The 21754-nt window shown below is 69.3% G+C and carries 26 protein-coding genes; 22 read left to right on the top strand and 4 right to left on the bottom strand.

Annotated elements, in window-relative coordinates; translation table 11 throughout:
* The 13 genes from rpsE to truA all read left to right on the top strand — a co-directional run bounded on the left by rpsE (position 1) and on the right by truA (position 8847).
* Complete coding sequence (gene rpsE, locus AB0M70_RS26805) at positions 1-603, top strand: 30S ribosomal protein S5 (RefSeq protein ID WP_160506669.1); 603 nt, start codon at positions 1-3, stop codon at positions 601-603.
* Positions 603-785, top strand: coding sequence for a 50S ribosomal protein L30 (gene rpmD, locus AB0M70_RS26800; RefSeq protein WP_056552385.1), 183 nt, complete (start codon positions 603-605; stop codon positions 783-785). Before rpsE ends, rpmD begins: the two co-directional genes overlap by 1 nt.
* A gap of 1 nt (position 786) precedes the next feature.
* Positions 787-1242 (top strand): 50S ribosomal protein L15, encoded by a 456-nt coding sequence (rplO, locus tag AB0M70_RS26795; protein WP_098244248.1) that lies wholly within the window; start codon positions 787-789, stop codon positions 1240-1242.
* A gap of 224 nt (positions 1243-1466) precedes the next feature.
* Positions 1467-2780: a preprotein translocase subunit SecY gene (secY, locus tag AB0M70_RS26790; protein ID WP_365823541.1), complete on the top strand. Its 1314-nt coding sequence runs from the start codon at positions 1467-1469 to the stop codon at positions 2778-2780.
* A complete protein-coding gene (locus AB0M70_RS26785; RefSeq protein ID WP_365823539.1) occupies positions 2780-3433 on the top strand; it encodes an adenylate kinase in 654 nt (217 codons plus the stop codon). Before secY ends, AB0M70_RS26785 begins: the two co-directional genes overlap by 1 nt.
* Positions 3434-3549: 116 nt before the next feature.
* The gene (map, locus tag AB0M70_RS26780; RefSeq protein WP_365823537.1) at positions 3550-4386 is read left to right on the top strand and encodes a type I methionyl aminopeptidase; all 837 of its coding nucleotides are present in this window, start codon (positions 3550-3552) and stop codon (positions 4384-4386) included.
* A gap of 308 nt (positions 4387-4694) precedes the next feature.
* The gene (gene infA / locus AB0M70_RS26775; protein WP_003948620.1) at positions 4695-4916 is read left to right on the top strand and encodes a translation initiation factor IF-1; all 222 of its coding nucleotides are present in this window, start codon (positions 4695-4697) and stop codon (positions 4914-4916) included.
* A 58-nt stretch (positions 4917-4974) separates the two neighbouring features.
* A complete protein-coding gene (rpmJ, locus tag AB0M70_RS26770) occupies positions 4975-5088 on the top strand; it encodes a 50S ribosomal protein L36 (protein ID WP_003948619.1) in 114 nt (37 codons plus the stop codon).
* 194 nt (positions 5089-5282) lie between these two features.
* Complete coding sequence (gene rpsM / locus AB0M70_RS26765) at positions 5283-5663, top strand: 30S ribosomal protein S13 (RefSeq protein ID WP_135332566.1); 381 nt, start codon at positions 5283-5285, stop codon at positions 5661-5663.
* Between the two features lie 65 nt (positions 5664-5728).
* A complete protein-coding gene (rpsK, locus tag AB0M70_RS26760; RefSeq protein ID WP_003948617.1) occupies positions 5729-6133 on the top strand; it encodes a 30S ribosomal protein S11 in 405 nt (134 codons plus the stop codon).
* Positions 6134-6256: 123 nt separating this feature from the next.
* On the top strand, positions 6257-7279 hold the full coding sequence (locus tag AB0M70_RS26755; protein ID WP_016645160.1) for a DNA-directed RNA polymerase subunit alpha: 1023 nt from the start codon (positions 6257-6259) through the stop codon (positions 7277-7279).
* Positions 7280-7416: 137 nt separating this feature from the next.
* Positions 7417-7911, top strand: a complete 495-nt coding sequence (gene rplQ, locus AB0M70_RS26750) for a 50S ribosomal protein L17 (protein ID WP_365823534.1) — start codon at positions 7417-7419, stop codon at positions 7909-7911.
* An 81-nt stretch (positions 7912-7992) separates the two neighbouring features.
* Positions 7993-8847 carry a tRNA pseudouridine(38-40) synthase TruA gene (truA, locus tag AB0M70_RS26745; protein WP_365823532.1) on the top strand — a complete coding sequence of 285 codons (855 nt, stop codon included), beginning with the start codon at positions 7993-7995 and terminating at the stop codon, positions 8845-8847.
* A 27-nt stretch (positions 8848-8874) separates the two neighbouring features.
* On the opposite strand, the gene AB0M70_RS26740 is transcribed toward truA, so the two are convergent.
* A complete protein-coding gene (locus AB0M70_RS26740; protein WP_365823530.1) occupies positions 8875-9723 on the bottom strand; it encodes a hypothetical protein in 849 nt (282 codons plus the stop codon).
* 74 nt (positions 9724-9797) lie between these two features.
* Here AB0M70_RS26740 and AB0M70_RS26735 point away from each other — a divergent pair, with 74 nt between their 5' ends.
* From AB0M70_RS26735 to glmM, 4 genes are all read left to right on the top strand, one after another.
* Positions 9798-11006 carry a glycosyltransferase family 87 protein gene (locus tag AB0M70_RS26735; RefSeq protein WP_365823528.1) on the top strand — a complete coding sequence of 403 codons (1209 nt, stop codon included), beginning with the start codon at positions 9798-9800 and terminating at the stop codon, positions 11004-11006.
* Positions 11007-11220: 214 nt separating this feature from the next.
* Positions 11221-11664: a 50S ribosomal protein L13 gene (gene rplM / locus AB0M70_RS26730; RefSeq protein WP_160506678.1), complete on the top strand. Its 444-nt coding sequence runs from the start codon at positions 11221-11223 to the stop codon at positions 11662-11664.
* A 45-nt stretch (positions 11665-11709) separates the two neighbouring features.
* On the top strand, positions 11710-12231 hold the full coding sequence (gene rpsI / locus AB0M70_RS26725; protein ID WP_266870006.1) for a 30S ribosomal protein S9: 522 nt from the start codon (positions 11710-11712) through the stop codon (positions 12229-12231).
* A 103-nt stretch (positions 12232-12334) separates the two neighbouring features.
* Complete coding sequence (gene glmM / locus AB0M70_RS26720; protein ID WP_365823525.1) at positions 12335-13693, top strand: phosphoglucosamine mutase; 1359 nt, start codon at positions 12335-12337, stop codon at positions 13691-13693.
* Here glmM and AB0M70_RS26715 read toward each other — a convergent pair.
* Positions 13690-14637, bottom strand: coding sequence for a DUF389 domain-containing protein (locus AB0M70_RS26715; protein WP_365823523.1), 948 nt, complete (start codon positions 14635-14637; stop codon positions 13690-13692). The genes glmM and AB0M70_RS26715 overlap by 4 nt on opposite strands.
* Positions 14638-14665: 28 nt before the next feature.
* Positions 14666-15661: a type I pantothenate kinase gene (gene coaA, locus AB0M70_RS26710; protein WP_365823803.1), complete on the bottom strand. Its 996-nt coding sequence runs from the start codon at positions 15659-15661 to the stop codon at positions 14666-14668.
* Positions 15662-15763: 102 nt separating this feature from the next.
* Between coaA and AB0M70_RS26705 the strand changes: the two genes are divergently transcribed.
* The 5 genes from AB0M70_RS26705 to tsaE all read left to right on the top strand — a co-directional run bounded on the left by AB0M70_RS26705 (position 15764) and on the right by tsaE (position 20896).
* Positions 15764-16132, top strand: a complete 369-nt coding sequence (locus tag AB0M70_RS26705) for a holo-ACP synthase (RefSeq protein ID WP_365823521.1) — start codon at positions 15764-15766, stop codon at positions 16130-16132.
* Positions 16133-16168: 36 nt separating this feature from the next.
* Complete coding sequence (locus AB0M70_RS26700; protein WP_365823519.1) at positions 16169-17617, top strand: NAD(P)H-hydrate dehydratase; 1449 nt, start codon at positions 16169-16171, stop codon at positions 17615-17617.
* A gap of 354 nt (positions 17618-17971) precedes the next feature.
* Positions 17972-19123 (top strand): alanine racemase, encoded by a 1152-nt coding sequence (gene alr / locus AB0M70_RS26695; protein ID WP_365823516.1) that lies wholly within the window; start codon positions 17972-17974, stop codon positions 19121-19123.
* Between the two features lie 13 nt (positions 19124-19136).
* On the top strand, positions 19137-20354 hold the full coding sequence (locus AB0M70_RS26690; RefSeq protein WP_365823514.1) for an alpha/beta hydrolase: 1218 nt from the start codon (positions 19137-19139) through the stop codon (positions 20352-20354).
* A gap of 11 nt (positions 20355-20365) precedes the next feature.
* Positions 20366-20896, top strand: a complete 531-nt coding sequence (gene tsaE, locus AB0M70_RS26685) for a tRNA (adenosine(37)-N6)-threonylcarbamoyltransferase complex ATPase subunit type 1 TsaE (RefSeq protein WP_365823512.1) — start codon at positions 20366-20368, stop codon at positions 20894-20896.
* A gap of 284 nt (positions 20897-21180) precedes the next feature.
* On the opposite strand, the gene AB0M70_RS26680 is transcribed toward tsaE, so the two are convergent.
* Positions 21181-21732, bottom strand: coding sequence for a hypothetical protein (locus tag AB0M70_RS26680; RefSeq protein ID WP_365823510.1), 552 nt, complete (start codon positions 21730-21732; stop codon positions 21181-21183).
* Between the last annotated feature and the right edge of the window lie 22 nt (positions 21733-21754).

The raw sequence follows: 21754 nt of genomic DNA, 5'->3' as shown, positions 1-21754 counted from the left end.
ATGGCTGGACCCCAGCGCCGCGGAAGCGGTGCCGGTGGCGGCGAGCGGCGGGACCGGAAGGGTCGCGACGGTGGCGCTGCCGCCGAAAAGACCGCATACGTTGAGCGCGTTGTCGCGATCAACCGTGTCGCCAAGGTTGTCAAGGGTGGTCGCCGCTTCAGCTTCACCGCGCTGGTCGTGGTGGGCGACGGTGACGGCACCGTAGGTGTCGGATACGGCAAGGCCAAGGAAGTTCCCGCGGCCATCGCCAAGGGCGTTGAAGAGGCCAAGAAGAACTTCTTCAAGGTTCCGCGTATCCAGGGCACCATCCCGCACCCGATCACGGGCGAGAAGGCCGCAGGCGTCGTCCTGCTCAAGCCTGCTTCCCCCGGTACCGGTGTTATCGCCGGTGGCCCGGTGCGTGCTGTGCTCGAGTGCGCCGGCGTGCACGACATCCTGTCGAAGTCGCTCGGCTCGTCGAACGCGATCAACATCGTGCACGCGACCGTGGCGGCCCTCAAGGGCCTGCAGCGTCCCGAGGAGATCGCGGCTCGCCGTGGTCTGCCCCTCGAGGACGTGGCCCCCGCGGCTCTGCTGCGTGCACGTGCCGGGGCGGGTGCGTAATGGCTCGCCTCAAGGTCACGCAGACGAAGTCGTACATCGGCAGCAAGCAGAACCACCGCGACACGCTGCGTTCGCTTGGCCTCAAGCGGGTCAACGACGTGGTCGTCAAGGAAGACCGCCCCGAGTTCCGCGGAATGGTGCACACCGTCCGCCACCTCGTGACGGTTGAGGAGGTCGACTGACATGGCGGAGCAGAACCCGCTGAAGGTCCACAACCTCCGGCCCGCCCCGGGCGCCAAGACCGCCAAGACCCGTGTGGGTCGTGGTGAGGCGTCCAAGGGTAAGACCGCTGGTCGTGGTACCAAGGGCACCAAGGCCCGTTACCAGGTTCCGGAGCGCTTCGAGGGTGGCCAGATGCCCCTCCACATGCGTCTCCCGAAGCTCAAGGGCTTCAAGAACCCGTTCAAGACCGAGTTCCAGGTCGTGAACCTCGACAAGCTGAGCGCGCTGTTCCCCGAGGGTGGCGAGGTCACCGTCGAGGCCCTCGTGGCCAAGGGTGCGGTTCGCAAGAACAGCCTCGTCAAGGTCCTCGGCCAGGGTGAGGTCACCGTGGCGCTGCAGGTGACGGTTGACGCCGTCTCCGGCTCCGCCAAGGAGAAGATCACCGCCGCCGGCGGTACCGTCACCGAGCTCGTCTGAATTCTTCAGGCCACTCGATGACTTGAGCGATTCCCAGCCGGGGATGCCCCACAAAAGGGGCATCCCCGGTTGGTCGTTCCAAGGGGGGCACGGTCGCCGGTAAGGTGGCGTGCACTGTCTAAGCTCCGTGCGGTCTGCCCGTGCGGTTTTTCTGACTGATACGTATTCGTCGATCCTCAGACCACTACCTCTGACGCACGCGCGCGGGGGTCGCAGGAGGCACCGTGCTCACCGCGTTCGCCCGGGCGTTCAAGACGCCCGACCTGCGCAAGAAGCTGCTCTTCACTCTCGGCATCATCGTCATCTACCGGCTCGGAACGCACATTCCGATCCCGGGCGTCAGCTATAAGAACGTCCAGGTATGTATGGACCAGGCCAACTCCAACCAGGGGTTGTTCGGTCTGGTCAACATGATGAGTGGCGGGGCGCTGCTGCAGATCACGATCTTCGCGCTCGGCATCATGCCGTACATCACGGCGAGCATCATCCTGCAGTTGCTGACCGTGGTGATCCCGCGGCTGGAGGCCCTCAAGAAGGAGGGGCAGGCCGGCACGGCGAAGATCACGCAGTACACGCGTTATCTCACCGTCGCGCTCGCGATCCTCCAGGGCACCGGCCTCGTGGCGACCGCACGCACGGGCTCGCTGTTCTCCGGCTGCCCCGTCGCCACCGAGATCGTCCCGGATCAGTCGATCTTCGTGACCGTCACCATGGTGATCACGATGACCGCGGGCACGGCCTGTGTCATGTGGCTCGGTGAGCTCATCACCGACCGCGGCATCGGCAACGGCATGTCGATCCTGATGTTCATCTCGATCGCCGCGACCTTCCCGAGCGCCCTGTGGGCCATCAAGAAGCAGGGCTCCCTGGCGGGCGGCTGGATCGAGTTCGGCACCGTGATCGCGGTGGGCCTCGTCATGGTCGGTCTTGTCGTCTTCGTGGAGCAGGCTCAGCGCCGCATTCCGGTTCAGTACGCGAAGCGCATGATCGGTCGCCGGTCCTACGGCGGCACTTCGACGTACATTCCGCTGAAGGTCAATCAGGCCGGCATCATCCCTGTGATCTTCGCCTCTTCGCTGCTCTATATCCCCGCTCTCGTCGCCCAGTTCGCGGGTGGCAACTCCGGGTGGAAGCAGTGGATCGAGGCGAACCTGACCAAGGGCGACCACCCGATTTACATCGCGACCTACTTCTTGTTGATCGTGTTCTTCGCCTTCTTCTACGTGGCCATCTCGTTCAACCCCGAGGAAGTCGCGGACAACATGAAGAAGTATGGTGGCTTCATCCCGGGCATCCGGGCTGGCCGTCCGACCGCTGAGTACCTGAGTTACGTACTCAACCGGATCACGTGGCCGGGCTCGCTGTATCTGGGTCTGATCGCTCTCGTACCGACGATGGCGTTGGTGGGCTTCGGCGCGAACCAGAACTTCCCGTTCGGCGGGACAAGCATCCTGATCATCGTGGGTGTGGGTCTGGAGACCGTGAAGCAGATCGAGAGCCAGCTCCAGCAGCGCAATTACGAAGGGTTCCTCCGCTGATGCGAATCGTCCTCGTCGGGCCGCCCGGTGCGGGCAAGGGAACGCAGGCCGCGTTCCTCGCCAAGAACCTGAAGATTCCGCACATCTCCACGGGCGACCTCTTCCGCGCCAACATCAGCCAGGGCACGGAGCTGGGCAAGCGGGCGAAGGCGTACATGGACGAAGGCAATCTCGTCCCCGACGAGGTCACCATCGGCATGGCGAAGGACCGCATGGCGCAGCCCGACGCCGCGAACGGCTTCCTGCTCGACGGCTTCCCGCGGAACGTGTCGCAGGCCGAGGCCCTGGACGAGGCGCTCAAGGCGGACGGCCAGAAGCTCGACGCGGTGCTCGACCTCGAGGTCCCCGAGGACGAGGTGGTCAAGCGCATCGCTGGCCGCCGTATCTGCCGGAACGATTCCAGCCACGTCTTCCACGTGACGTACAGCAAGCCGAAGACCGAGGGCGTCTGCGACGTCTGTGGCGGCGAGCTGTACCAGCGCGGTGACGACAAGGAAGAGACCGTGCGCAAGCGTCTCGACGTGTACCACCGCGAGACCGAGCCGATCATCGACCACTACAAGGCCCAGGGCCTGGTGGTCACGATCTCCGCGCTCGGCAAGGTGGAAGAGGTCACCAAGCGCGCGATGGATGCGCTCAAGGGCGACAAGTAGCCAGTACGCTGTCTCGGCCGCGGTGCCCCTCGGGGGACCGCGGCCGTAGTGTTGTGTAGGTAGTCGGTTCGTGTACGTGGCCGGTTGTTGGACGGATGACGGAGAGCGGAAGCCCCATGGTGCAGATCAAGACCCCCGAGCAGATCGCGAAGATGCGTGAGGCGGGCCTTGTGGTCGCCGCCATCCACGCCGCGACGCGCGAGGCGGCGGTGCCGGGTGCCACCACGAAGGACCTGGACGACGTCGCCCGCAAGGTGATCGCCGAGCACGGCGCGAAGTCCAACTTCCTCGGGTACGGCGGCTTCCCCGCGACGATCTGCACCTCGGTCAACGAGGTCGTCGTCCACGGCATCCCGGACGACAAGACCGTCCTGAAGGACGGCGACATCATCTCGATCGACGCGGGCGCGATCATCGACGGCTGGCACGGCGACGCGGCGTACACCGCGTTCGTGGGAACCGGTCACGCCCCGGAGCTGATCGAGCTCTCCCGGGTGACCGAGGAGTCGATGTGGGCCGGCCTGGCCGCCATGAAGCAGGGCAACCGGCTCGTCGACATCTCCCGCGCGGTCGAGACGTACATCCGCCGCCAGCCGAAGCCGGGCGGTGGCAAGTACGGCATCGTCGAGGACTACGGCGGCCACGGCATCGGCACCGAGATGCACATGGACCCGCACGTCCTGAACTACGTCGAGCGCCGCCGTGGCAAGGGCCCCAAGCTGGTCCCCGGCCTCTGCCTGGCCATCGAGCCCATGGTCTCCCTCGGCACGCCCCGCACGGAGGTCCTGGAGGACGACTGGACGGTCATCACGACGGATGGCACGTGGTCCTCGCACTGGGAGCACACGATCGCCCTCACGGAAGAGGGCCCGTTCGTCCTGACGTCCCCTGACGGGGGTAAGGCGAAGCTGGCGGAGTACGGGGTCACTGTTGCTCCGGATCCGCTGGGCTGACGGGCCCCCGCCTGCGCCGTGGTGGGCGCTGCTTGGGACGATGCGTCCGGCAGTGGTGGGCTGTGCCCACCCTTCCCCAAGCTCTCGGCTTCGCTCGAGCAGGGGAGGCCCCAATCGCCCTGCGGAACGCCTGCCCACAGCGGAGGCGGCACGGCGCCGGCTGCTTAAGGATCTTCCCGATGGGGCATTCTTCCTCGATTCGTGTTTCCGGGGTGCCTGACGTAGACTGACTCGTCGGCTCTCGTGCATCCGTGTGTCTGCATGCGGCGTACGAAGTCGATCAAGGTAGTCGATTCGAAGGGCAAAGCGTGGCCAAGAAGCAAGGTGCCATCGAGATCGAAGGCACTGTCGTCGAGTCTCTCCCGAACGCCATGTTCAAGGTAGAGCTCCAGAACGGCCACCAGGTCCTGGCACACATCAGCGGCAAGATGCGCATGCACTACATCCGCATCCTCCCTGACGACCGGGTCGTGGTGGAGCTGTCTCCGTACGACCTGACGCGTGGCCGGATCGTCTACCGGTACAAGTAGATCTTGCCCGCACCCCATTCACGTGGGGTGATGGCACTGACCCGGAGAACCTCACCCAATGAAGGTCAAGCCGAGCGTCAAGAAGATCTGCGACAAGTGCAGGGTGATCCGCCGTCACGGCCGGGTCATGATCATCTGCGACAACCCGCGCCACAAGCAGCGCCAGGGCTGACGCACGACTGCAGTTCGCAGATTTTCGCGCGACGCACGTAAAGCACATATGCAGGACCCGTCCCTCTTCAGTGATGGAGGGCGACACCCCCGGTCGGAGGCCGGGGACCCAGGATGTACCACCTCTTTTCAGGAAGCGGTCGGCAGCTGGGAACGGTTCTGCTGAAGACCTCCGAAAATCAACAGGAGCCTTGAATGGCACGCCTTGAAGGTGTTGACCTCCCGCGCGAAAAGCGTGTTGAGGTTGCCCTCACGTACGTGTTCGGCATTGGCCGCACGCTGTCTCAGCAGACGCTGGACGCCACCGGTGTGGACCGCAACACCCGTGTTCGTGATCTGTCCGAAGAGGACCTGATCAAGATCCGCGAGTACGTGGACGCCAACATCCAGACGGAGGGTGACCTCCGCCGCGAGATCCAGGCCGACATCCGCCGCAAGGTCGAGATCGGTTGCTACCAGGGTCTTCGTCACCGTCGTGGCCTGCCCGTCCGCGGTCAGCGCACCAGCACGAACGCTCGTACCCGCAAGGGCCCGCGTCGCGCCATCGCCGGTAAGAAGAAGCCGGGCAAGAAGTAGTCCTCGCTCAGCGGTCTATCGACAGCTGTCGCTGCAGGACCGACCACCTCCCGTAGGAGTAATAGATGCCCCCCAAGGGTCGTCAGGGCGCTGCCAAGAAGGTGCGCCGCAAGGAAAAGAAGAACGTCGCTCACGGGCACGCCCACATCAAGAGCACGTTCAACAACACCATCGTCTCGATCACGGACCCCACGGGCAACGTGATCAGCTGGGCCTCCGCCGGCCACGTCGGCTTCAAGGGCTCGCGCAAGTCGACTCCGTTCGCCGCGCAGATGGCCGCCGAGTCGGCCGCGCGTCGCGCCCAGGAGCACGGCATGCGCAAGGTTGACGTCTTCGTCAAGGGTCCGGGTTCCGGTCGCGAGACCGCCATCCGTTCGCTGCAGGCGACCGGCCTCGAGGTCGGCTCGATCCAGGACGTCACGCCGACGCCGCACAACGGCTGCCGTCCCCCCAAGCGTCGCCGCGTCTGACGCACGTCGCTTGACCCAGGGATATTTCGGGCGGTGCGGCTCCTCGGAGCCGTACCGCCCGTACCCTTGTAACAACATCAGGGCATCAAATAGTGGGTGCCCCTGAGCTGAAGGAAACACTTCATGCTGATCGCTCAGCGTCCCTCGTTGACCGAAGAGGTCGTCGACGAATTCCGCTCCCGGTTCGTGATCGAGCCGCTGGAGCCGGGCTTCGGTTACACCCTCGGCAACTCGCTGCGTCGGACCCTTCTCTCCTCGATCCCGGGTGCGGCCGTCACGTCCATCCGCATCGACGGAGTCCTGCACGAGTTCACCACCGTGCCGGGCGTCAAGGAAGACGTCACCGACCTCATCCTCAACATCAAGCAGCTCGTCGTGAGCAGTGAGCACGATGAGCCGGTCGTGATGTACCTGCGCAAGCAGGGTCCGGGTCTGGTCACCGCCGCCGACATCGCGCCCCCGGCCGGTGTCGAGGTGCACAACCCCGACCTCGTCCTGGCCACGCTCAACGGCAAGGGCAAGCTGGAGATGGAGCTGACCGTCGAGCGCGGTCGCGGCTACGTCTCCGCCGTCCAGAACAAGCAGGTCGGCCAGGAGATCGGGCGCATCCCGGTCGACTCGATCTACTCGCCGGTTCTGAAGGTCACCTACAAGGTCGAGGCGACCCGAGTCGAGCAGCGCACCGACTTCGACAAGCTGATCGTCGACGTCGAGACCAAGCAGGCCATGCGCCCGCGCGACGCCATGGCGTCGGCCGGCAAGACCCTGGTCGAGCTGTTCGGTCTGGCCCGCGAGCTCAACATCGACGCCGAGGGCATCGACATGGGCCCCTCGCCGACGGACGCCGCCCTGGCCGCCGATCTGGCCCTGCCGATCGAGGAGCTCGAGCTCACCGTTCGGTCGTACAACTGCCTCAAGCGCGAGGGCATCCACTCCGTGGGTGAGCTCGTGGCCCGTTCCGAGGCGGACCTGCTCGACATCCGTAACTTCGGTGCGAAGTCGATCGACGAGGTCAAGATGAAGCTCAACGGCATGGGCCTTGCGCTGAAGGACTCGCCTCCCGGCTTCGACCCCACCGCTGCCGCTGACGCCTTTGGCGCCGACGACGACGCGGACGCGGGCTTCGTCGAGACCGAGCAGTACTAAGAGCTCGGCGCCGACCGTTTGATTTTGGCTGCGCGTGCGTTGTGGTTGCTCGCGCAGTTCCCCGCGCCCCTTACGGGGCGCGGTGCCACTGACCTCGGTACCTGATACGGCCGGGGCAGACAACAAGGAGAAACACCATGCCGAAGCCCACCAAGGGTGCCCGTATGGGCGGCAGCGCCGCGCACGAGAAGCTTCTGCTGGCGAACCTCGCCAAGCAGCTCTTCGAGTACGGCCGCATCACCACCACCGAGGCAAAGGCCCGTCGTCTGCGTCCCTACGCGGAGCGTCTGGTCACCAAGGCGAAGAAGGGTGACCTTCACAACCGCCGCCAGGTGCTGTCCGTCATCACCGACAAGAGCATCGTGCACACGCTCTTCACGGAGATCGGCCCGCGCTACGAGAACCGCCCGGGTGGCTACACCCGTATCACCAAGATCGGTAACCGTCGTGGCGACAACGCGCCCATGGCGATCATCGAGCTGGTGGAGGCCCTGACCGTGGCCCAGGAGGCCACCGGTGAGGCCGAGGCCGCCACCAAGCGTGCCGTCAAGGAAGACACCCTCAAGAAGGACGACGCGCCCGTCGAGGACGCGAAGCCGGTTGAGGCTGCTGAGGAGTCCAAGGACGCCTGAGGCTCTGCCTTGCAGTGAGCGGGTCCGCCCTTCGGGGCGGGCCCGCTTTCGCATGTCGGTCCGGCTGAGAGGATTGTTGATGTGAGTGATGAAGTAGAGCCCGGGTTCGTGCGGGTGCGGCTTGACCTTTCGTACGACGGCAAGGACTTCTCCGGCTGGGCCAAGCAGAAGCAGGGGCAGCGGACCGTCCAGGGGGAGATCGAGGCCGCGCTGAGGACCGTGACGCGGTCGCAGGAGACGTACGAGCTGACCGTGGCCGGGCGGACCGACAGCGGGGTGCACGCGCGCGGGCAGGTCGCCCACGTCGATCTGCCGGAGAGCGTGTGGGCCGAGCACAGTGACAAGCTGCTGCGCAGGCTCGCCGGGCGGCTGCCGCACGATGTGCGGGTCTGGAAGGTGGCCGAGGCTCCCGCCGGGTTCAACGCGCGGTTCGCGGCCGTGTGGCGGCGTTACGCCTATCGCGTGACCGACCACCCCGGCGGCGTCGACCCGCTGTTGCGCAGTCATGTGCTGTGGCACGACTGGGAGTTGGACCTCGATGCCATGAACGCCGCTGCCGAGAGGCTCATCGGCGAGCACGACTTCGCGGCCTACTGCAAGAAGCGCGAGGGTGCCACGACCATTCGTACGCTCCAGGAACTGCGGTGGGAGCGGCGGCCGGACGGGATTCTCGAGGCGACCGTGCGGGCCGACGCCTTCTGTCACAACATGGTGCGGTCGCTCGTCGGGGCGATGTTGTTCGTGGGGGACGGGCATCGGCCCGTGGAGTGGCCCGCCAAGGTGCTCGCCGCCGGGGTGCGGGACTCCGCCGTGCATGTCGTACGGCCGCACGGGCTGACCCTCGAAGAAGTCGGCTATCCCGCCGACGAGTTGCTCGCCGCGCGCAGCAAGGAAGCGCGCAACAAGCGGACGTTGCCCGGCGCCGGCTGCTGCTGAGCCGCCGGCGGCCGGGCCGCTGCCCGGCTACTGCGGGGCGTTGGCCGCGGCGGAAGCCTGGGCCTCGCCCCGCCGGTGGATCTGGCGGAAGGCGAAGCTGGACAGGTTGTCGCCGACCGTGTAGACCTTGCGCTCCTTGGGCGTGACGTCCTTGTCGCTGGTGAAGCCGGTGGTCGTGAAGTAGGCGTAGCGGCCGTAGGCGTTGTACGTGCCGCGGCAGACCGCCGTGCGGCAGAAGCTGGGCACGCCCTTGCCGGGCAGCGAGACGATCAGGCCCTTCTTCGCCTGTTCGGGCACCTTCTTGGCCTTGGCCTCCGTGTCGAAGACGGCGACGCTGACCGTCACGGCGATGTTGTCCCGCACGTAGCTGGCGCGGAAGAGCTGCTTGCAGTCGTTCTTGGTGAGGATCGTGCCGAGCTCGGGCTGGGCGACGCTCGCGCACTTCTTCGTGCTGTCCGTGGCGCCCTTCTTGTAGACGGCCTCGCCCGAGGTCAGCGTCTTGCCGGGGAAGAGCGTGTCGGCGCTGAGCGGCGCCTTGTCCTTCTTGGCGCTGGAGATGAACTCCTTGGGGTCCGGCGGGGGCGGCGGCGTCGTCTCCTCGAAGGACGGTCCTGGGTTCTCGCTCGCGCCGGGGATGTCCGCCGTCGAGGGCAGCTCGCTCGCCGGTTTGTTCGAGGCGGAGGTGTTGTCGCTGTTCGCGGAGACCACGGCGACGGCGACGGCGGCCGCGACCACGACGGTGGCGAGCGCGCCGCCGCCGATCATCAGCCACTTGCGGCGCCGGGTGCGCGATTCGGACGCCTCGGCGAGCGCCGCCCAGTCAGGGGTCCGTGAATCCCCTGGACCCCACTGAGGTCCCCCTTGCCCAAAGCTCATGCGCCGCATCTTAGACGGGGAGTTGGGGATGTTGAGCCGGGGCCGGGGGAGGTGCCCGACCTAGCCTGATCCCTATGAATACGGGCAAAGTAGCTGTAAGTGGGTGGTTGCTGCGGCCGGCGACCCGGCATGCCTGGGCGGCGCTCGGGGTCGTGCTGCTCGCCACGGTCATCCGGGCGGGGCTGCGGAACGCGGACGGCGGGATGGACAACGCCATCGTGGTGCGGGCCGCCGAGGCCTGGCTCGACGGACGTTCCCCCTACGCCGACCGGCACTTCCTCTATCTGCCGGGCGCCGTGCTCGCCGCGGTGCCGCAGGCGGTGCTTCCGCAGTCCGTCCTGCGGTTCCTCGTGCCGACGGGGGTCGCGGCCTCCCTCGTCTTCGGGTGGGGGTGTGCGCTGCGCATCCATGGGGTGGCCTGGCGCAGCCGGTTCGCGGTGCTCGGGCTGCTCGCGCTCGCCATGGGCTTCGCGCCGTTCGGGCATCTCGTCCGGCTCGGCAACTGGACCGCGGCGTCGGCGGCCGCGCTGCCGCTCGCGCTGCTGTTCGTGTGCCGGGGGAGGTGGGTGGCCGCGGGCCTGGTGATCGGGGCCGTCGTCGCCGTGAAGCCGCTGCTCGCGCCGGTGGTGCTGCTCTTCGTCTTCGCCCGCCGGTGGCGCGCGCTCGGCGGCGCGGTGCTCCTGCCCGCGGTGGTGTCGGTGGGCGCGGCGCTGGTCATGCCGGACCCCGCGGGGTTCTTCACGCGGACGCTGCCGTTCCTGCTGCGGGGCGACGACAGCTTCGTACGGCTCTACGAGGCGTCGCCCGCCGCGATCCTGCCGCGGCTCGGGGTGTCGCAGGGGGTGGCGTCGGTGTTCGCGCTCGTGGCCGCGGGCGTGGGGGTGTGGTGCGCGTGGCGGCGCTGGCGGGGCGGGGGCGCTCAGGTGCCGCGGGTGGTCGAGACGGCCGTGATGCTGATGCTGGCGGCCTTCCTGGTGTCCAGGCCCTCGTACGACCACTATCTGCTCGTCGTCGTGCCGCTGCTGCTCTCCGGGGCGCTGGTGCCGGGTGCGGTGGTCCGGGACAAGTGGTTCTGGCTGGCGCTCGTCCCACAGGTCCCCGGCTTCACCTGGCCCTGGCTCGAGCCCGGCACCAAGCGGGCCTTCCGGGACTGCGTCACGCTCTGTGTGCTGGCCTTCACGGTCGCCCGGTGCTGTCTGCGGCCGGGGGCGGTTACCCTGAATGCCGCAGAACCTCCTGAGGCGGTCGAGTCGGCGGTGCCGGTCTCCAGGTCCGCGTTTTGACCCGTACGGGGCGGCGCGGGTACTCTCGAGGATTGTTATACGTATTGGGTTTCGTCGTTCTCACGCGAAAGGGCCCTTACGTAGGTTCCCTGGAGCAGTTACCAGTGGCTCGCATACGGGCAGCGTCCCCGGCATTGTGAGCCCCAGCTGCATGATTCGCTTCCGGGGATCCGTGTGTCTGGACCCCATCCACTGAAGAAGCGAAGGCTACGAAGTGCGTACGTACAGCCCCAAGCCCGGCGATGTGACCCGCCAGTGGCACGTCATCGACGCTCAGGACATCGTCCTGGGCCGTCTGGCGACCACTGCCGCCAACCTCCTGCGGGGCAAGCACAAGGCGATCTACGCCCCCCACATGGACATGGGCGACTTCGTCATCATCATCAACGCCGACAAGGTTCACCTGTCCGGCAACAAGAAGACCCAGAAGCTGGCGTACCGCCACTCCGGTTACCCGGGTGGTCTGCGTTCCGTCCGCTACGACGAGCTTCTTGAGAAGAACCCCGAGAAGGCCGTCGAGAAGGCCATCAAGGGCATGATCCCCAAGAACACCCTGGGCCGTCAGATGCTCTCGAAGCTGAAGGTCTACGCGGGCGACCAGCACCCGCACGGCGCTCAGCAGCCGGTCCCGTTCGAGATCACCCAGGTCGCGCAGTAGTTCCGGCCACCACCCCCAAAGACGTAAGAAATTCTGAGGAGAATCGTGGCCGAGACCACCGTTGAGCAGCCGGTCGAAGAGACCGAGGTTGTTGACGTCGAGCAGTACACCACCGAGTCCGAGGCGCCCGTCGAGGGCGAGTACACCTCGGAGTCGAACGCCGCGCGCTTCGGCGACCCGCAGCCGGCCGCCGGCCTGGGCCGTCGCAAGAACGCCATCGCCCGCGTCCGGATCGTCCCGGGCACCGGCAAGTGGAAGGTCAACGGGCGCACGCTCGAGGACTACTTCCCGAACAAGGTCCACCAGCAGGAAGTCAACGAGCCCTTCAAGGTGCTCGAGCTCGACAACCGCTACGACGTCATCGCCCGCATCTCGGGTGGCGGCGTCTCCGGTCAGGCCGGTGCGCTCCGTCTCGGTGTCGCCCGTGCGCTGAACGAGGCCGACGTCGACAACAACCGTGGCGCCCTCAAGAAGGCCGGTTACCTCAAGCGTGACGACCGTGCGGTCGAGCGCAAGAAGGCCGGTCTCAAGAAGGCCCGCAAGGCTCCGCAGTACAGCAAGCGCTAATCTGCCTGCTTGTACTTCTCGTTCGCCCCGGCGGCACGTTGTGTGCTGCCGGGGCGTTCGTTTATCGCAAACCCTGGTGATGGAAGTCCGGAGGAGGACAGCAGTGGGACGACTCTTCGGTACGGACGGCGTGCGCGGTGTCGCCAACGCGGATCTGACGGCCGAGCTCGCGCTCGGGCTCTCCGTGGCGGCGGCTCATGTGCTCGGCGAGGTAGGAACGTTCGAGGGGCATCGGCCCGTCGCGGTGGTCGGGCGTGACCCGCGCGCGTCAGGGGAGTTCCTGGAGGCCGCGGTGGTCGCCGGTCTCGCGAGCGCGGGCGTGGACGTCCAGCTCGTCGGTGTGCTGCCCACCCCGGCGGTGGCGCATCTCACCGGTGCGCTGGGCGCCGACCTCGGCGTGATGCTCTCCGCGAGCCACAACGCCATGCCGGACAACGGCATCAAGTTCTTCGCGCGCGGCGGCCAGAAACTGGCCGATGAGCTGGAGGACCGCATCGAGTCCGTGTACGAGGAGCACCGCACCGGCGCTCCCTGGCAGCGCCCCACGGGCGCCGGCGTCGGCCGTGTGCAGACGTACGACCAGGGCCTCGACCAGTACGTGGCGCATCTCCTCGGCGTGCTGCCCAACCGCCTCGACGGACTGAAGATCGTCCTCGACGAGGCGCACGGCGCCGCCGCCCGTGTCTCGCCCGAGGCGTTCGCGCGCGCCGGTGCCGAGATCATCACGATCGGCGCCAAGCCGGACGGCCTGAACATCAACGACGGCTGCGGCTCCACGCACCTGGGCCTGCTCAAGGCCGCCGTCGTCGAGCACGGCGCCGACTTCGGTGTCGCGCACGACGGTGACGCGGACCGCTGCCTCGCCGTCGACCACACGGGCGCCGAGATCGACGGGGACCAGATCCTCGCCGTCCTGGCCCTCGCCATGCGCGAGCACGGCACGCTGCGCGAGAACACCGTCGTCGCGACGGTCATGTCGAACCTGGGCTTCAAGCTCGCCATGGAGCGCGAGGGTCTCTCCCTCGTGCAGACCGCCGTCGGCGACCGCTACGTCCTGGAGTCGATGAAGCAGCACGGCTTCGCCCTCGGCGGCGAGCAGTCCGGGCACGTCATCGTGCTCGACCACGCGACCACGGGCGACGGCACCCTGACGGGTCTGCTGCTCGCGGCACGCGTCGCCGAGACCGGGCGCAGCCTCGCCGACCTCGCCGGGGTCATGGACCGGCTTCCGCAGGTCCTGATCAATGTGCCCGACGTCGACAAGACGCGGGTCACCACCTCCGCCGAGCTGTCGGCCGCCGTCGCCGAGGCCGAGCGTGAACTGGGCGCCACGGGCCGGGTGCTGCTGCGCTCGTCCGGCACGGAGCCGCTGGTGCGCGTCATGGTGGAGGCCGCCGACATCGACCAGGCGCGGTCCGTGGCCGGGCGCCTCGCCGACGTGGTGAAGTCCGCGCTGGGCTAGGACGGCTGTTTGTCGGCGGTACGTTCGCGCTGCCTGGCCCAGAGGACCTTCTGGACGAGCAGCGTGAGCGTACCGGCGACGACGATGCCGAGCAGGTTGAGCAGGAGCTGCTCGGTGGAGCCCCAGGTCTGTTCCGCGTCGCCGTAGCTGAGCGCCACCGCCGCGTTGGCCGCGGCCGGGACGGTCGTCACCGAGATCGCGACGCCCACCAGGGCGCCCGACTTGGCCGAGGTCAGCGAGAGCATGCCGGCGGCTCCGGCCAGGACGGCCACGACGAACGAGAACCAGTCGGGCGCGTAGACGAAGCCGGTGTTGGGGCGCTCCTGCTCCAACTGCCGCTCGGTGAAGAGGCCGACCGCGTCCATGAAGTGGCTGAAGCCGACCGTCACCGCCATCGCGACGGCGAAGCCCACCAGGATCGCGACGAGCGAGCGCACGGCCAGGCGCGGAGCGCGCTGGACCAGGGCGGTGCAGAAACCCGCCAGGGGGCCGAACTCGGGGCCCACCGCCATCGCGCCGACGATCAGGATCGCGTTGTCCAGGACCACGCCGCAGGCCGCGATCATCGTGGCGAGCGTGATGAACGCGACGTAGGTGGCCGAGAGCGTCGACTCCTCGTGGGTCGCGTCGGAGAGCTGCTCCCACAGGACGGCGTCCGCGCCTTCGCCCGGGGCGTCCTCCTCGGCCTGGTCGGCGCGGTGGGACAGGGACAGGTCGATGTTCTCGACCGCGATCGACCCCGACTCGTCGATGCCGAGTGAGCGCAGACCGCCGATCAGCTCGTCGCCCGCCTCGCGGGCCACGTCGCACATCACGACGTCGCCCACGGGGTTGCGGGCCGCGCCGGGCACCACGGCGAGGTGGGTGGTGCCGACCGTCCTCTCGATCAGACGCACCACGTCGTCGGTCTTGTCCGCCGGGGTGATCAGGCGCAGATGCAGCATCCGCGCAGGGTACCGGGGACCACCGGGCTCACAGCTTGCGCAGGCTGAGCTTGCGCACCTTATGGTCCTCGCCCTTGCGGATGACCAGGGCGGCGCGGCCGCGCGTGGGGGCCACGTTCTCCAGGAGGTTGGGCTTGTTGATGGTGCGCCAGGTCGTGCGGGCGTAGTCCAGGGCCTCCTCCTCCGAGACCTGGGTGTACTTGCGGAAGTACGAGGACGGGTCCTGGAACGCCGTGGCGCGGAGCTTCTTGAAGCGGTTCAGGTACCAGCGCTCGATGTCCTCGGCGCGCGCGTCCACGTACACGCTGAAGTCGAAGTAGTCGGCGAGGCCCACGCGGGTGCGGCCGTCCTTGCCGGGCAGGGCCGGCTGCAGGACGTTGATGCCCTCGACGATGAGGATGTCGGGGCGGCGGACCGTCAGGCGCTGGTCCGGCACGATGTCGTAGATCAGGTGGGAGTAGACGGGCGCGGTCACCTCGTCCTTGCCCGCCTTGATGTCCGCGACGAAACGGGTGAGGGCGCGGCGGTCGTACGACTCCGGGAAGCCCTTCCTGGACATCAGGCCGCGGGCCTCCAGCTCCCTGGTGGGCAGCAGGAAGCCGTCGGTCGTCACACGCTCCACGCGGGGGTGTTCGGGCCAGCGGGAGAGCAGGGCCTGGAGGAGGCGGGCGACGGTCGACTTGCCGACGGCCACCGATCCGGCGACCCCTATGACGAAGGGGGTGCCCGACTGGGAGCCCTTCTCGCCGAGGAAGGTGTTCAGGGCGCCGCGCAGGCCGTCCGTCGCGCCCACGTAGAGGTTCAGGAGGCGGGAGAGCGGCAGATAGATGTCACGGACCTCGTCCAGGTCGATGACATCACCCAGGCCCCGGAGCTTCTCCAGCTCCTCGGCGGTCAGGGGAAGCGGCGTCTTGTCACGCAGGGCGCTCCACTCGGTGCGGGTGAGGTCGACGTAGGGAGTCGCCTCCGGCCTGTGCCGGTGGGCGCTCCGCGGGTTCGTCGCGGGTTCGGAGACCGATGAGATCACAGTCCATTGTTACGGCTGTTTGAACGGGCCGGGGGGTGGGGTGTGTCACCCCCTGCGGGGCTTGAACGGATGAGGTGGCCGGACTCGTAGGCTGCTGCCGTGATTATTGGGGTCGGAATCGACGTGGCCGAGATCGAGCGGTTCGAGGCGGCGCTCGAGCGCACGTCCGGGATGGCCGGGCGGCTCTTCGTGGAGCGGGAGTTGCTGCTGCCGAGCGGGGAGCGGCGGGGGATCGCCTCCCTCGCGGCCCGGTTCGCGGCCAAGGAAGCGCTGGCCAAGGCCCTTGGCGCGCCCGCGGGGCTGCGGTGGACGGACGCGGAGGTGTACGTCGAGGGGAGCGGGCAGCCGCGGCTTCGGGTCAAGGGGACGGTGGCCGCGCGGGCCGCCGAGCTGGGAGTGCGGTCCTGGCATGTCTCGCTCAGCCATGACGCGGGGGTGGCCTCCGCCGTGGTGATCGCCGAGGGCTGATTGCTGAGGGCTGGGCGCCGGGTGACACTCGGGGGTATGCGTATCGCGTATCCGGTGGAGACGGTCAGGGCTGCTGAGCGGGAGCTGATGGCGAAGGTGCCGGAAGGTGCCCTGATGCAGAGGGCGGCGGCCGGGCTCGCGGTGGTCTGTGCCGAGGTGCTCGGCAAGGTGTACGGCTCGCGGGTCGTGCTGCTCGTGGGGAGCGGGGACAACGGCGGCGACGCGCTGTACGCCGGCGCCCGGCTCGCCCGGCGTGGGGCCGGGGTGTCCGCGGTGCTGCTCTCGCCCGAACGGGTGCATGCGGGCGGGCTCGCCGCGTTCCGCGCGGCCGGGGGGCGGGTCGCCGCGGGCGAGGGCGTGTACGGTGTTCTCCGCTCGGCCGATCTCGTCGTCGACGGGATTGTGGGGATCGGCGGGAAGGGCGGGCTGCGGGAGCCGGCCGCGGAACTGGTCTCCGCCGTGCGCGGTGCGGGCACCCCCGTCGTCGCCGTCGACCTGCCGAGCGGGGTCGACGCGGACAGCGGGGTGGTCGACGGCGACGCGGTGCGGGCCGATGTGACGGTGACCTTCGGGGCGTACAAGCCGGGGCTGCTCATCGATCCCGGACGGGAGTACGCGGGTGTCGTGCGGCTGGTCGACATCGGGCTCGAGCCGGACCTTTCCGGGAGGGGCGGGGGCGAGGTCGAAGCTCTCCAGTACGCCGATGTCGCCTCGCTCCTGCCGATGCCGACCGGGGAGAGCGACAAGTACCGGCGGGGCGTCGTGGGGATCGTCGCCGGGTCAGCCCGGTACCCAGGGGCCGCGGTGCTCGCGGTCGCGGGTGCGCTGCGGGGTGGCGCGGGGGCCGTGCGGTACGTGGGGCACGCGGCGGACGCCGTCATCGCGCGGTTCCCGGAGACCCTCGTGTCCGCGGGTCCGCCGTCCAAGGCGGGGCGTGTGCAGGCGTGGGTGGTCGGGCCGGGGCTCGGGGACGACAGCGAGCGGCTCGCGGACGTGGTGGCCGCCGATGTGCCGGTGCTGATCGACGCGGACGGGCTGCGCCTCGCCGACGCGGCGGCCGTACGGGGGCGCCGGGCGCCGACCCTGCTGACGCCGCACGCGGGGGAGGCCGCCGCGCTGCTGGGGGTCGCGCGCGAGGAGGTGGAGCACGGGCGCCTCGCCGCCGCGCGGGAACTCGCGGGGCGGTACGGGGCGACGGTGCTGCTCAAGGGGTCCACGACGCTGATCGCGGGACCGGAGGGCGACGCTCCGGTCCGGGTCAACCCCACGGGAACACCGTGGCTGGCCACCGCGGGCAGCGGTGACGTCCTGTCGGGACTCGCGGGGGCACTGCTCGCCGCCGGCCTCGACGCGCGGGACGCGGGTGCGGTGGGCGCGTACCTCCACGGCCTCGCGGGCCGCCACGCGGCGAACGGGGCACCGGTGGGCGCGCACGACGTGGCGGAGGCGATTCCTGCGGCTTGGCGGGATGTGCGGGGGGAGTAGGGGGCGGCTGGGCGGTGCGGGTTCCCTGCGGGGCTGGGGCGGTGCGTTGCCGTCTGCGGGGCGACGTGCGGTGCTGCGGTGCCGCGCCGTGTGGGTGCGGGGCCGCGCCGGTATGTCCGTCCTCGCTATCGTCCGGTGGCCGCGGGGCTGCTTCGGCACTGGAGCGCCGGGAACCGTGCTCCGGGCAGACATACCGGCACGGCCCCTCGCGAGCGCTGCCGACTGCGGCTGTCAGCTGGTTGCTGCGGGGCAATCGGGTGGGTGGGCGGGAAAGCTTGTTCGGTCAGGGCTGGATGCGGGGGGAGCGGGCACAGGCCAGGGGCCAGGCACCGCTCTGAGACACTGGTCGGCGTTATGACTGAGACCGCACCTTTGCGTGCCCGCGCCGAGATCGACCTGGCCGCCCTCAGGGCCAACGTGCGGACTTTGCGTGCCCTCGCGCCAGGAGCCGCCTTCATGGCCGTCGTGAAGGCGGACGCGTACGGCCACGGGATGGTGCCCTGCGCCCGCGCCGCCGTCGAGGCGGGAGCCACCTGGGTGGGCACCGCGACCCCCGAGGAGGCCCTCGCGCTGCGCGCCGCCGGCATCCAGGGGCGCCTCATGTGCTGGCTGTGGACGCCGGGCGGGCCCTGGCGCGAAGGCGTCGAGGCGGACCTCGACATGTCGGTGAGCGGACTGTGGGCGCTGCGCGAAGTGTCCGCCGCCGCGCGGTCCGTGGGGCGTACGGCGCGTATCCAACTGAAGGCGGACACCGGCCTCGGGCGGGGCGGCTGTATGCCCGCCGACTGGCCCGAACTCGTCTCGCAGGCACTGCAGGCCGAGGCCGAGGGCCTGGTGCGCGTCACCGGACTCTGGTCGCACTTCGCGTGCGCCGACGAGCCGGGGCACCCGTCCATCGCAGCCCAACTCACGCTGTTCCGCGAGATGGTCGCCGCCGCCGAGGAGCGGGGCATCCGGCCCGAGGTGCGGCACATCGCCAACTCGCCCGGCACGCTGACCCTTCCGGAGACCCACTTCGACCTCGTACGTCCGGGGATCGCGATGTACGGGATCTCGCCGAGCCCCGAGGTCGGCACCTCGGAGGAGTTCGGGCTGCGCCCCGTCATGCGGCTCAGCGCCTCGCTCGCCCTGGTGAAGCACGCCCCGGGGGGTCACGGCGTGAGTTACGGGCATCACTACGTCACACCCGGCGAGACGACCCTTGGACTCGTCCCCGTCGGGTACGGGGACGGAATCCCGCGCCACGCGTCCGGCACCGGGCCCGTGCTCGTCGGCGGCAAGCTGCGGACGGTCGCCGGACGGGTGGCGATGGACCAGTTCGTGGTCGACCTCGGCGGTGACGAGCCGGCGGTGGGCTCCGAGGCGGTGCTGTTCGGCCCCGGCGACCGGGGCGAGCCGACCGCCGAGGACTGGGCGCAGGCGGCCGGCACGATCGCGTACGAGATCGTCACGCGCATCGGATCGCGTGTCCCGCGCGTCCATGTGAACGAGCGACCCGAAGAGTGAGGAGGAGCGGCACGTGAGCGAGACCAGCACGGGGGCGGTCGCGGACGCGGTGACGGAAGTCGCCGCGGCGGCCGGGAACTGGCGTCGGGCCGGCTTCGCCGGTGCCGCGATAGGTGTCGTCGCCGCGGGCGCGGCGGCCGGTGTCGCCATCGAGCGGCTGACCGTCGGCCGGGGCATGCGCAAGAAGGCGCGGCTCGCACTCGACGCGTCCGGTCCGTACGGCTCGCTGCGCGGCCTGCCGGGCACGGCGTACGCCGACGACGGCACGGAACTCTCGTACGAGGTGGACGAGATCGACGAGGGCGGGGCGGACGGCGAGCAGGCGCCGCGCCGCCGCAGGCTCTTCGGGCGCAAGGCGCCCGCTCCCGTCACCGTCGTCTTCAGCCACGGCTACTGCCTGAACCAGGACTCCTGGCACTTCCAGCGGGCGGCCCTGCGGGGCGTCGTGCGCTGTGTGTACTGGGACCAGCGCAGCCACGGCCGTTCGGCGCGCGGCAGGGCGCAGACGGACGGGACGCCGGTCTCCATCGACCAGTTGGGGCGGGACCTGAAGGCCGTCATCGACGCGGCGGCGCCCGAGGGACCGCTGGTCCTCGTCGGGCACTCCATGGGCGGCATGACGACGATGGCACTCGCCGACCACTACCCGGAACTGATCCGCGAGCGCGTCGTCGGCGTCGCCCTCGTCGGTACGTCGTCCGGGCGGCTCGGCCAGGTCAACTTCGGCCTCCCGGTCGCCGGGATGAACGCCGTGCGGCGCGTGCTGCCGGGGGTCCTGAAGGCCCTCGGGTCGCAGGCCGAGCTGGTGGAGAAGGGGCGGCGGGCCACCGCGGACCTCTTCGCCGGAGTCATCAAGCGCTATTCGTTCTCGTCGCGGGAAGTGGACCCGGCGATCTCGCGGTTCGCCGAGCGGATGATCGAGTCGACGCCCATCGACGTGGTCGCGGAGTTCTACCCGGCCTTCGCCGAGCACGACAAGGCGGAGGCGCTCAAGCACTTCGCCGGGCTTCCGGTGCTCGTCCTCGCGGGGGACAAGGACCTGGTGACGCCGAGCGAGCACAGCGAGGCCATCGCCGGCCTGCTCCCGGACGCCGAACTGGTGCTCGTGCCGGACGCCGGGCACCTGGCCATGCTGGAGCACCCCGAGGTCGTCACGGACCGCCTGGCGGACCTTCTCGCGCGCGCGGGGGCGACCCCCGCTTCGGCCGACGCACGGACCTCCAGCGGCTAACGTGGGTGGGCATGGAAGCACCGCACAACCCGGCCCCCGTGAACGACCCGGCCCCCGTGAACTCCCTCGGCATCACCGTCACCTCCCCCGAGCAGATGAGCGACCTGGGCCGCCGCCTGGCCAAGCTCCTGCGCCCCGGTGACCTCGTGATGCTCACCGGCGAACTCGGCGCGGGCAAGACGACCCTGACCCGCGGCCTCGGCGAGGGCCTCGGCGTGCGCGGCGCCGTCACCTCGCCGACCTTCGTCATCGCCCGCGTCCACCCGTCACTCTCCGAGGGACCGCCCCTGGTGCACGTGGACGCGTACCGCCTGGGCGGCGGACTCGACGAGATGGAGGACCTCGACCTCGACGTCTCGCTCCCCGAATCGGTGATCGTCGTGGAGTGGGGCGACGGCAAGGTCGAGGAGCTCTCCGACGACCGGCTGCGGGTCGTCATCGACCGGACCGTCGGCGACACGACGGACGAGGTGCGCGAAGTGACGCTGACCGGTGTCGGGCCGCGCTGGGCCGAGGCCGACCTCACGCTGCTTTCGGCCTGATCCTCGTCTTTTCGCCCAACATTCCGACAAGGCGTCGGGAAGATGTTGCGCGGCGCGCGTCGCGCGTGGTCACATGGATACCGGTACGGGTTAGGTCTACCTAACCACGTCTGCCCCCGGAGCCCAGGAGGCATCCATGTCGGCTTCAGAACATGACGCCAAGCCCCGGCCGCACGGGCTGTCGGGGCCGTCGGGGATTTCCATGCGCGACCTGCTCGCGTCCTGCGCGGCCGCGAGCGAGGTGTCCACACCGCCGCGCGATCCGGCTCCCAGGGGCGAAACGGCTACGGAACGACGACGACCTTCTTGCTGATCGTCGCGAACTCCCACATCGCGTTGCCGTCCTTGCGCGACTCGCGGATGCCGCCGGTCTTCTTCGACGGGTCGGGCTTCGGCGTCGAGCCGTCCACCGCCGCGCTGAAGCCGATCGCGATCCCGTCGACGGTCGCGAAGCGCACGACGTGCTCGATCGCCACGCCGTCCGTCCCGGTGACGGTGCCCGAGCGCGAGGTGACGGCGTACGTGCCGGGAACGGGGTCCACCGTGCTCGGCGTGACCTTGAAGGTGCGCTGCGCCTTGCCGGAGGCGCCGACCAGCCACACGCGGTCCTCGCCCACCGAGTAGACGACCCGCTCGCCCGCACCGGACTGCGCCGGCACCGTCGTCGGGTCGGCCTTCTCCTTGGGAGAGCGGGTCGTCGACGCGGAGGGGGAGGTGTCCGGTTTCTTGCCCAGGGTGTCCGGCGCGCTGGCCGAGGCCTGGAAAGCGAGGAAGCCGACCGCGGCGAGCGCAGCGGCGGTGAGCCCGGCCACGAATCCCGAGCTGCTCCTGGACACCTGCGCCACCCTCTTCGTACTC

This window comes from Streptomyces sp. NPDC051214 (assembly GCF_040682375.1).
In the GTDB taxonomy this organism is placed as follows: domain Bacteria; phylum Actinomycetota; class Actinomycetes; order Streptomycetales; family Streptomycetaceae; genus Streptomyces.
The sequence above is the reverse complement of the archived record's forward strand: the minus strand, read 5'-3'. Positions and strand labels throughout refer to the sequence as shown.